The 10504-nt window shown below is 72.4% G+C and carries 10 protein-coding genes and 1 pseudogene; 7 read left to right on the forward strand and 4 right to left on the reverse strand.

The genetic code is table 11. The features are described 5' to 3' along the window. Positions 1–12: 12 nt before the first annotated feature. The 6 genes from GA0115242_RS37825 to GA0115242_RS37850 all read left to right on the forward strand — a co-directional run bounded on the left by GA0115242_RS37825 (position 13) and on the right by GA0115242_RS37850 (position 4959). Positions 13–699 carry a maleylpyruvate isomerase family mycothiol-dependent enzyme gene (locus tag GA0115242_RS37825; protein WP_093836187.1) on the forward strand — a complete coding sequence of 229 codons (687 nt, stop codon included), beginning with the start codon at positions 13–15 and terminating at the stop codon, positions 697–699. Positions 700–755: 56 nt separating this feature from the next. Continuing rightward, a complete protein-coding gene (locus GA0115242_RS37830) occupies positions 756–1412 on the forward strand; it encodes an MBL fold metallo-hydrolase (RefSeq protein WP_093836188.1) in 657 nt (218 codons plus the stop codon). A 289-nt stretch (positions 1413–1701) separates the two neighbouring features. Further along, the gene (locus GA0115242_RS37835; RefSeq protein WP_093836189.1) at positions 1702–2577 is read left to right on the forward strand and encodes an ABC transporter substrate-binding protein; all 876 of its coding nucleotides are present in this window, start codon (positions 1702–1704) and stop codon (positions 2575–2577) included. After that, complete coding sequence (locus GA0115242_RS37840; RefSeq protein ID WP_093836190.1) at positions 2574–3512, forward strand: amino acid ABC transporter permease; 939 nt, start codon at positions 2574–2576, stop codon at positions 3510–3512. Before GA0115242_RS37835 ends, GA0115242_RS37840 begins: the two co-directional genes overlap by 4 nt. A 20-nt stretch (positions 3513–3532) precedes the next feature. Further along, a complete protein-coding gene (locus GA0115242_RS37845) occupies positions 3533–4261 on the forward strand; it encodes an amino acid ABC transporter ATP-binding protein (protein WP_093836197.1) in 729 nt (242 codons plus the stop codon). 152 nt (positions 4262–4413) lie between these two features. Continuing rightward, positions 4414–4959 carry a Pycsar system effector family protein gene (locus GA0115242_RS37850; protein ID WP_093836191.1) on the forward strand — a complete coding sequence of 182 codons (546 nt, stop codon included), beginning with the start codon at positions 4414–4416 and terminating at the stop codon, positions 4957–4959. A 15-nt stretch (positions 4960–4974) separates the two neighbouring features. Here GA0115242_RS37850 and aroQ read toward each other — a convergent pair whose 3' ends face one another. Further along, entirely contained in the window at positions 4975–5448 is a 474-nt protein-coding gene (gene aroQ / locus GA0115242_RS37855; protein WP_093836192.1) for a type II 3-dehydroquinate dehydratase, read from the reverse strand. Positions 5449–5637: 189 nt separating this feature from the next. Between aroQ and GA0115242_RS37860 the strand changes: the two genes are divergently transcribed. Continuing rightward, on the forward strand, positions 5638–6909 hold the full coding sequence (locus GA0115242_RS37860) for an MFS transporter (protein ID WP_237549549.1): 1272 nt from the start codon (positions 5638–5640) through the stop codon (positions 6907–6909). Here GA0115242_RS37860 and GA0115242_RS37865 read toward each other — a convergent pair. The 3 genes and pseudogenes from GA0115242_RS37865 to GA0115242_RS37875 form a co-directional block, all read right to left on the reverse strand. Then, positions 6899–7996 (reverse strand): calcium:proton antiporter, encoded by a 1098-nt coding sequence (locus GA0115242_RS37865; RefSeq protein ID WP_093836194.1) that lies wholly within the window; start codon positions 7994–7996, stop codon positions 6899–6901. The two genes, GA0115242_RS37860 and GA0115242_RS37865, sit on opposite strands and share 11 nt — an antisense overlap. Before the next feature lie 121 nt (positions 7997–8117). Continuing rightward, the gene (locus GA0115242_RS37870; protein WP_093836195.1) at positions 8118–9119 is read right to left on the reverse strand and encodes a TerC family protein; all 1002 of its coding nucleotides are present in this window, start codon (positions 9117–9119) and stop codon (positions 8118–8120) included. 225 nt (positions 9120–9344) lie between these two features. Continuing rightward, a pseudogene (locus tag GA0115242_RS37875) lies at positions 9345–10504 on the reverse strand (export associated protein); the annotation flags it as partial.

A 10504-nucleotide genomic window follows, 5' to 3' on the forward strand; every position in this document is an offset into this window, starting at 1 on the left:
AATGTCAGCAGCATGATTGATCACGCTCGTGACCTGGCGTCTGTACGTGACGCCACCGACCGGCTGCTCAGCGCGGCCGCCGCACTGGACAACGCTTCGGCGGCCGAGGCGTCACGGCTGCCCGGCTGGAGCCGCGGCCACGTCCTGGCCCACCTCGCCCGCAACGCCGACGCCCTGGTGAACGTCTTCGAGGGCCGCCCGATGTACCCGTCGGCGTCGGACCGGGACGCCGACATCGAGCGGGACGCCCCGCGCGCGCTGGACGTCCAGCTCACCGACGTCCGCGAGTCGGCCGACCGCTTCCGGGCCGCGGGGGCGGTGCCCGCGGACTGGTCGCGCACGGTGGAGCTGCGCAACGGCGTCACCGACGCGGCGGCCCGGGTGCCGTTCCGGCGCTGGGCCGAGGTGGAGCTGCACCACGTGGACCTCGGTATCGGGTACGAGCTGGAGGACCTCCCCGAGGATTTCACGGAGCGGGAGATCGCGTTCCTCGCGGCCCGTTTCGCGGGGCACCCCGAGGTGCCGCCGACCCGTCTCACGGACTCCACGCGCGCGTGGAGCACCGGCCGGGACGCCGACGCCCCCTCGGTCACCGTCACGGGCCCGGCGCCCGACCTGCTCGGCTGGCTCGCGGGACGGCGTGACGGCGCGGCCCTGACCGTCACGGGCGGCCCGCTGCCCGCGCTGCCCCCGCTCTGAGCGCACGCCCCGCCGCGGGGGAGGCCGCCGCGCTCCCCCGCTATAGGCTGGCGTCCATGACCTACAGCGGACAGGTGACGGTCGGCGGACCGGCGGACGTGCACGAGCTCAGGGACCTGATGATCACCAAGATCGCGGTCGGCCCGATGGACAACAACGCCTATCTGCTGCGCTGCCGGGCCACGGACGAGCAGCTCCTGATCGACGCGGCGAACGACGCGGAGACCCTGCTGGGCACGATCGGCGCCGACGGCATCGCCACTGTCGTCACCACGCACCAGCACGGCGACCACTGGCAGGCGCTGGCCCAGGTGGTGGCCGCCACCGGAGCCCGCACCTGCGCGGGCCGCGAGGACGCCTCCGGCATCCCGGTGCCCACCGACACCCTGGTCGACGACGGCGACACCCTGCGCGTCGGCCGGGTCACCCTCACCGCGCGCCACCTGGTCGGCCACACCCCGGGCTCGATCGCCCTCGTCTACGACGACCCGCACGGCCACCCCCATGTCTTCACCGGGGACTGCCTGTTCCCCGGCGGCGTCGGCAACACCCGCAAGGATCCCGAGGCGTTCGCGAGCCTGATCCACGACGTCGAGACGAAGATCTTCGACGCCCTCCCGGACGAGACCTGGGTCTACCCGGGCCACGGCGGCGACACCACGCTCGGCGCCGAGCGTCCGCACCTGCCGGAGTGGCACGCGCGGGGGTGGTGAGCCCAGCGGCAACAGGGGGTGCGCGAAAGACGAACGCGCGCCCCGTGTGCAGTGTTCGCACACGCCGGTGGTGTTCGCGCGCTCCCGTCGCGGGCCGGTGACACGGTGAACTGGTGACGGCCCCGCACGGGAAGACGGCTCCTGCGCGGCGCGGGCCGCCGGTCTCTCCATCCCGCCCTCGACCGGCGGCCCCGGCCCCGTTCACAGGGACGCAACACCCGTTCCCACCATGCGGACACATCTGGTCGTGACCTCGACAAACCGAAGGCCGGACTGCCACTCTCCCGCCATGCACCCTGCCCCTCGCCTCCTGCGCCACGCGATCGCCGTCGCGACCACAGCCCTGCTCGCCACCGCCGTCGGCTGTGCTCCGCAGCCGGAGGAGAAGGCGTCGGCGTCACCGTCCGGCGCGGCGTGCGCCCGGGGCGAGTTGGCGACCAGGACGGCCGGGAAGCTGACGATCGCCACGGACGAACCGGCCTACGCACCCTGGTTCAAGGACGACAAGCCCGCCAACGGCGAGGGCTACGAGTCGGCGGTCGCCTACGCGGTGGCGAAGCGGCTCGGCTACGCCGAGGACGCCGTCGTCTGGCAGAGCGTGCCCTTCAACAAGGCGTTCGCGCCCGGCGAGAAGACCTTCGACTTCGACATCAACCAGGTGTCGATCAGCGACGAGCGCAAGAAGGCGGTGGACTTCTCCTCCGGCTACTACGACGTCCGCCAGGCGGTCCTCGCGCTCAGGGGCGGCAAGGCGGCCGACGCGACGACCATCGCGAAGCTGCGCCAGCTCAGGCTCGGCGCCCAGGTCGGCACCACCAGCCTCGACTACCTCACCGACGTGGTGAAGCCGAAGCGGCAGCCCGCCGTCTACGCCAAGAACGACCAGGCCAAGTCCGCGCTGAAGAACGGCCAGGTCGACGCGATCGTCGCCGACCTGCCCACCGCGTTCTACATCACCGCGGCCGAGGTCACGAACGCCACGATCGTGGGGCAGTTCGCCAACCAGGGCGACACTCCTGAGCAGTTCGGCCTGGTGCTCGACAAGGGCAGCGCCCTGACGTCGTGCGTGACGGACGCCGTCGACGCGCTGCGCGGGGACGGCACCCTGGCGAAGATCGAGAAGCGGTGGCTCTCGGACGCCGTCGACGTCCCGGTCGTCAAGTGACCCTCGCCAAGACGGAGTCGGGGCCGGACGGCGCGGACGACGACGGCGGCACCGCGGGCCGCGACGGCGCCCCCACCGGACCGGACGACGGCTACACGCCGTCCGCGCGCCGGATCGAGCGCGAGCGCCACCGGCGCGCGCGGGCCCGCCGCGCGACCGCGATCGCCGCCCTCTCCACCCTCGTGACGGGCGTCGTCCTCTACCTGCTCGTCGTCCACGCGCCCGGCTGGCCGCGCACCAAGGAGACGTTCTTCAGCGCGCGGTACGCGCGCGAGGCGTTCCCCAAGGTCCTCGAAGGGCTCTGGCTCAACGTCCGGCTGCTGTTCGTGTGCGGCGCGGCCGTCCTGGTCCTCGGCATGCTGATCGCCGTCGCGCGGACCCTGCGCGGCCCGGTGTTCTTCCCGCTGCGCGCGCTGGCCGCCGCGTACACCGACTTCTTCCGCGGACTGCCGCTCATCATCAACTTGATGATCGTCGTCCTCGGGGTGCCCGCGCTGCGCCTCCAGGGCGTCACGGTCGACCCGGTGCTGCTCGGCGGCACCGCGCTGACGCTCACGTACTCGGCGTACGTGGCCGAGGTGTTCCGCGCGGGCATCGAGTCCGTGCACCCCTCGCAGCGCGCCGCGGCCCGCTCCCTCGGCCTCACCAACCGGCAGGCGCTGCGCCACGTGGTGCTCCCGCAGGCCGTGCGCCGCCAGGTGCCGCCGCTCCTCAACGACCTGGTGTCGCTCCAGAAGGACACCGGGCTGGTCTCGATCGGCGGCGCGATCGACGCCGTGCGGGCGGCCGACATCATCGTGGGCCGGAGCCTCAACTACACGCCTTACATCGTCGCGGGCCTGGTCTTCGTGGCGCTGACGATCCCGATGACCCGGTTCACGGACTGGGTGACGGCCCGGATGGACCGCCGCCGGGCCCAGGGAGGAGCGCTGTGAGCGACACGCCCGTGCTGCGCATGGAGTCGGTCCGCAAGACGTTCGGCGGCTCGGTGGTGCTGCGCGACGTCGACCTGGAGGTCGCCCCGCACACGGTGACCGCGCTGATCGGCGCGTCCGGCTCCGGCAAGTCGACGCTGCTGCGCTGCGCCAACCTCCTGGAGGAGATCGACGACGGCGCGATCTGGCTGGACGACGAGGAGATCACCGACCCGCGCGCCGACCAGGACGCGGTGCGCCGCCGGATCGGCGTCGTCTTCCAGGCGTACAACCTGTTCCCGCACATGACGGTGCTGGAGAACATCACGCTCGCCCCGCGCCGGGTCCACGGCGTGCCCCGCGCGGAGGCCGAGGAACGGGCCCGGGAGCTGCTGGAGCGGCTCGGGCTCGGGGCCAGGGCGGGCGAGTACCCGGACCGGCTCAGCGGCGGCCAGCAGCAGCGCGTGGCGATCGTGCGCGCCCTCGCGGTGCGCCCGCGGCTGCTGCTGCTCGACGAGGTCACCGCCGCGCTCGACCCGGAGCTGGTCGGCGAGGTCCTCACCGTCGTCCGCGGCCTCAAGGAGGACGGGATGACGATGGTGCTGGCCACGCACGAGATGGCCTTCGCCCGGGACGTCGCCGACCAGGTCTGTTTCCTCGACGGCGGGGTCGTCCTGGAACGCGGCAGCGCCGAGCAGGTGTTCGGCGAGCCGGTGGAGGAGCGCACGCGGCGCTTCCTGCGGCGCGCGACCGCGCCCTCCGCCTCCTGAAGCGCCAGCCTCGCGACGGCCTCACCGTGAGGCGGGTGAATGCGGCCGGGGCGTCGGCTTGCCGTCCGGTGACGCACGGCGGTCGGGCACTACGCTCGGTCACCGATGGTGCAGCGGGCGGACGCGGAGATCGCGGCGGAGCGAGGCGGCTGATGGATCGTGAGTCGGTGGGCGCGGGCGGGGCGAGGGAGGGGCACCGGGCCCCCGACGTCGTGCAGGCGTGGCAGGTCCTCGCCCTCGTCGACGACGCGGCCAAGCACTCGGACGCCAAGGCGGGCGTCATGCTGGCGGCCACCGGGCTGATCGGTTCGGCGCTGTACCGGGTGGTGGGTTCCTGGGGCCGCCCCGGACCGATCCCCGTGACGTGCGTCGCGGTGGGCACGGTGCTGCTGCTGTGCACCGGCGTCTGCGCGGGGCTGTGCATCCTGCCCCGCACGCGGTACGGCCGTTGTGCGCCGTCCGCCAGTTCGATCCACTTCGAGCAGATCGCCCGGTGCCATCCGAGTGCCGCGAGCTACGTGGGCGAGCTGGCGGCGCTCACCGTCAACCGGGACGCGCTCTTCCGCGACGTCGCCTCGCAGGCGTGGGGCATGGCGCACGTCGTCTCCCGCAAGTTCCGCTGGTGCCACCGGGCCATCCGCAGCCTGCTCCTGGCGCTCCTCTTCGTCGCCATGTCGGTCCTGACCCACGGCTTCTGACGGCGCCCGCGGGCCCTAGGTGTCGGCCCGCCCCTCCCCCGCCAGCGCGGCGATCCGCTCCACCGCGAACGCGTACCCCTGCACCCCGCACCCCGCGATGACACCGTCGGCGCGCAGCGAGACGTAGGAGTGGTGCCGGAAGGACTCGCGCTGGTGGATGTTGGAGATGTGCACCTCGATCACGGGCAGCCCGTCGCAGGTGTTGAGGGCGTCCAGGAGGGCGACCGAGGTGTGCGAGTAGGCGCCGGGGTTGATGACGATGCCGCAGTGGTCCGCGCGGGCCTCGTGGATCCAGTCGATCAGTTCGCCCTCGTGGTTGGACTGCCGCGCGTCCACCGTGCCGCCGTGCGCCGCCGCCGTCCGCGCGCAGAGCGCCTCGACGTCGGCGAGCGTGTCGGATCCGTAGATCTCCGGCTGGCGCTGCCCGAGCAGGTTCAGGTTGGGGCCGTTGAGAATCATGATCGGGGCGTGGGCCAGGGTGCGGGGCACGGTTCCTCCGGTCCGGTCGGATGATGCGATCCGCGAGGGACCGCTGCTCGGACCCGGTCTATCACGGTGGGCGGGCGCCGGGGCGGCCCCCGCGGGTCGGTGCCGCGCCCCCGCGCGCCCCCGTAACGCGCGATCACCATGGGTAGTTGACGCGGCATGCACGATGCACGCACCGTAAGGGCGCCCTCCATGAAACGGGTCGCCGCGGCCTCGCTCGCCGGCACCGCCATCGAGTTCTACGACTTCTTCGCCTACGGGACGGCGGCCGCACTGGTCCTGGGGCCGCTGTTCTTCCCGACCTTCTCGCCCGTCGCCGGGATACTGGCCGCCTTCGGCACGTTCGGGGTGGGCTTCGTCGCCCGGCCGCTCGGCGCGGCGCTCTTCGGGCACCTCGGCGACCGGCGCGGGCGGCGACCGGTGCTGGTGGTGTCCCTGGTGCTGACGGGGGTGTCGACGGTCGCCGTCGGCTTCGTCCCCACCTACGCGTCGATCGGGGCGGCCGCGCCGGTGCTGCTGCTGGTCCTGCGGTTCGCGCAGGGGCTCGGGGTCGGCGGGGAGTGGGGCGGGGCGGTGCTGCTGGCCACGGAGCACGCGCCGCCCGAGCGCCGCGTGCTGTGGGCGAGCTTCCCGCAGATCGGACCGTCCGTGGGGTTCCTGCTCGCCAACGGTGTGGTGCTGGGGCTGTCGGCGACCCTGTCCGACGCGCAGTTCGCCTCGTGGGGGTGGCGGGTGCCGTTCTGGGCGGCCGGGGTGCTGGCCACGGCGGGGCTGTGGCTGCGCTCGTCGCTCACCGAGAGCCCGCGCTTCCTGGAGATCGACGACCACGCGCGGGTGCCGTTCGCGGAGGTCGTGCGCGACCACTGGCGGACGGTCCTGCTGACGGCGGGCGCGCTCGCCGTCGGGTACGCGGTCTTCTACGCCGTGACGACGTGGTCGCTGGCGTACGGCACCGAACGGCTCGGGGTGAGCCGGACCGTCATGCTGACCTGTGTGATGGCCGCCGTGGCGGTGAAGGGCTCGCTGACGCCGGTGACGGCGTTGCTCGGGGACCGCTACGGGCGGCGTCCGCTCTGTCTGATCGGGTGCGGTGCCGCCGCGCTGTGGATGTTCCCGATGGTCGCGCTGCTGTCGACGGGACAGCCGCTGCCGATGTTCGTGGGGTTCCTGGGGGCGCTGCTGTCGTTCGTCACCATGTTCGGGGTGGTCGCCGCGTATCTGCCGGAGCTGTACGAGCCGCGGGTGCGCTGCACGGGGGCGGCCGTGGGCTACAACCTGGGCGGGGTGCTCGGGGGCGCGCTGACGCCGATCGCGGCGACGGCGCTGGCCGAGCACGGCGGACGGGTGCCGTGGGGTGTGGGCGCCTATCTGACCGGGGTCGCGCTGCTGAGCCTGGGGTGTTTCGCGCTGCTGCCCGAGACCCGTCCGGTGCGGGTGGCGGCCGGGCGGCCGGTCATGGATTGATCGCCAGTTCCAGATAGGCCGCGAACAGCACCAGGTGGACTCCGCCCTGGAGGGGGGTGGCGCGGCCCGGGACCACGGTCAGCGAGCTGACCACGACGGTGAGCACGAGCAGCACCAGGTGGGTGGAGCCGAGGCCGAGGACGAGCGGCCCGGAGAGCCAGATCGACGCGAGGGCGACGGCGGGGATGGTCAGGCCGATGCTGGCCATGGCGGAGCCGAGGGCGAGGTTGAGGCTGGTCTGTACCCGGTCGCGCCGGGCGGAGCGGACCGCGGCGATCGTCTCGGGCAGCAGCACCAGCAGGGCGATGATCACACCGACGACGGCGTGGTGGAGCCCGGCCGCCTCCACTCCGGACTCGATGGTGGGCGACACGCCCTTCGCCAGGCCGACCACGCCGATCAGGGCGAGGCCGAGCAGTCCGAGGCTGATCAGGGCGGTCCGGCCGGAGGGCGCGTCGGCGTGGTCGTCCTGGGTGATCGGCTCTCCCAGCCGGGTGAGCGGGAGGAAGTAGTCCCGGTGCCGCACGGTCTGGGTCGCGACGAACAGGCCGTAGAGGATCAGCGAGGAGATCGCCGCGAAGGTGAGCTGGACGCCGGAGAACTCCGGGCCCGGCTTGCTCGTGGTGAACGTCGGCAGCACCAGGCTGAGGGTGGCCAGGGTGGCGACGGTCGCCAACGCCGCTCCGGTGCCCTCGGGGTTGAAGACTGCGGTGCCGTGGCGCAGCGAGGCGACCAGCAGGCAGAGGCCGACGATGCCGTTGCAGGTGATCATCACGGCGGCGAAGACGGTGTCGCGGGCCAAGGTCGTGCTCTTGTCGCCGCCGTCGATCATGAGGGTGACGATGAGGGCGACCTCGATGATCGTCACGGCGACGGCGAGGACGAGGGAGCCGAAGGGTTCACCGACCCGGTGGGCGACCACCTCGGCGTGGTGCACGGCCGCGAGGACGGCGCCCGCCAGGACCAGGGTGACCAGCGCGACGATGACGCCGGGCAGATCGCGGCCCCAGGTGAGGATCAGCAGGACGACCGCGAGCACCGGCACACCGGACGTCCACCGCGCGAGCGACCTGAGCGTAGCGATCATGCAGCGATCGTCGCAGAGCGGTCGGTGCGCCGCATGTCCTGCGACGGGGTCGAGCACCGGGAGCGGTGCCCGGCCCGCGCCGCGCGCCGCTCCCGGTGGTGGTGTCCGTGTGTCACGTGCGTCAGGCCCCGACGCTGTCCTTCGGGGCGCCGTCGCCCTCGGCCCGCCGCGCCTCGGCCGCCGCCTGCTTCTTGGAGGCGCGGAGGCTGGTGATCGTGGTGACGATCAGGACGCCGCAGATCACCCCGAGCGAGACGGGTATGGAGATCACCGGGACGTGGACACCGGCCTCGTGCAGCGCGTGCAGCACGAGCTTGACGCCGATGAAGCCCAGGATGATCGACAGGCCGTAGCTGAGGTGGACCAGCTTCTTGAGCAGCCCGCCGATGAGGAAGTACAGCTGCCGCAGGCCCATCAGCGCGAACGCGTTGGCCGTGAAGACGATGTACGGGTCCTGGGTCAGACCGAAGATCGCGGGGATGGAGTCCAGCGCGAAGAGGACGTCGGTGGTGCCGATGGCGAGCATCACGACCAGCATCGGGGTCATGACCCGCTTGCCGTTCTGCTCGATCCACAGCTTGGTGCCGTGGTAGCGGTCGGCGACTCCGAAGCGGCGCTCGGCGGCCTTGAGGAGCTTGTTCTCCTGGAACTCCTCGTCCTCCTCGTCGGCCCGCGCCTCCTGGACGAGCTTCCAGGCGGTCCAGATCAGGAAGGCGCCGAAGAGGAAGAAGACCCAGGAGAAGCTGGCGAGGATGGCGGCGCCCGCGGCGATGAAGACCGCGCGCAGCACCAGGGCTATCAGGACGCCGATGAGCAGGACCCGCTGCTGGTACTGCGAGGGGACCGCGAACTTCGCCATGATCAGGACGAAGACGAAGAGGTTGTCGACGCTCAGGGACTTCTCGGTGATGAAGCCGGCGAAGAACTCACCCGCGGGCTGTCCGCCCCCGAAGACGAGCAGGCCGAGCCCGAACAGCGCGGCGAGGGTGATCCAGACGACGGTCCAGATCCCCGCCTCCTTGATGGAGACGTCGTGCGGCTTGCGGCCGATGAAGAAATCGACCGAGATCAGGGCGGCGAGGCCCACGATGGTCAGGACCCACAGGGTCAGGGAAACATCCACTGCGCCTCCGGCAGTACGTAACGGCAAGGTCAGCGTCGTCGCTGCCGGAGGTCTCTTCCACCCGTGACGGGCCGACGCCCCGGGATCCGTTCGGATCCGTATTGACGGGTACGCCGCAATTGGTAGGGAGTACTCCCCTCCGTACGGAAAACAGTACCCCAATCACCAAGGATTGGTAAAGCGCTTGGCAAAGAAAATACCAAGCTTGCAGGTCAGAGCCTTTTACTAGTACTTGGTGCGCGCTTCGGCCACCCGCGCGAGCACCTGCTGGAGGATCTCGCTGCCGGGCGGCACCAGCGCCGGCTCGTACGTCCAGGCGTGCCCGACCCAGGGGTCGGCGAGATGGTCGTCGGCCACCGGCGTCAGCCGCATCAGCGAACGCCACAGCGGGTCGAGCAGCGGCCCGTACCCGTCGGCCTCCTCCCGGTCGGCGACCATCAGCAGGTGCACCCCGACCGCCGGACCCTCGTCCGCGAGGTAGCGCAGCTGGGTCACGGCACGGTCGTCGAAGCCGTGCGGGAAGTCGTTGACGATCAGCAGGTGCTCGGCGGTGTCCACGTCGGGCGGCAGGGAGTCGGCCGCGCCGCCGCGCACCGCCATCTGCACCAGGTCGACGCGCCGGGTGAGGCGGCCCAGGACCTCGGCCACACCCCCGGCGCCCAGCGCGGGCCCGGCGGCGAGGGCGCCGGTGCGCACCAGCGGCGCGAGCGCGTCGGTGCCGCCGCCCGCCGGGTCGATGACGTGCACGGCGAACTCGTGCGCCGGGTACACCGCGAGCAGCCGCGCCGCGACCGCCACCGCCGTGTCGAGCGCGAGCCTGCCCATCCGGTCGGGGTCGGCGAACGTCTCGTCGAGCAGCCCGGTGCGTCCGCTGTCGATCCACAGGCCGCGCTCCAGCGGCAGCCTGACCAGCATCGGTATGCGCAGCGGGCCGCTCTCGGGCAGGTGCAGATCGCCCAGCCGCAGGGCCATGGGCATCTCCATGGGGACCCGGTAGCCGTGCCACACGGGGTTGTCCCAGCGGGCGAAGGCGGGCGGCAGCGCGGGCTCCACGACGTCGGACTCGGCGGCGAGCTGCGCGAGGTCCCGGTCGAGGACGGCCCTGGCGCGGTCGACGAGTTCGGCGTGCTTGGCGCGGGCCGCCTCCCGCACGGCGTCGCCCTGACCGCCGATCCTGCTGCGCGGGTCGGACAGGACCTGGTCCAGCTCCTTGTCCCGGCGGGAGTCGGCGAAGTCGACCGCGCTGCGGTAGGCGGCGGTGGTCCTGGCCAGGTCCTCGAACATGCCCCAGACCTGGTTGTAGAGCCGCTCGTCCATGGACCAGCCGTTGGCGTCGCCCGCGACGGGCCCGGCGGGCTGTCCCGGCGGCGGGGCCGGGGACGCCG

This window comes from Streptomyces sp. SolWspMP-5a-2, from assembly GCF_900091845.1.
GTDB classification, from domain to species: domain Bacteria; phylum Actinomycetota; class Actinomycetes; order Streptomycetales; family Streptomycetaceae; genus Streptomyces; species Streptomyces doudnae.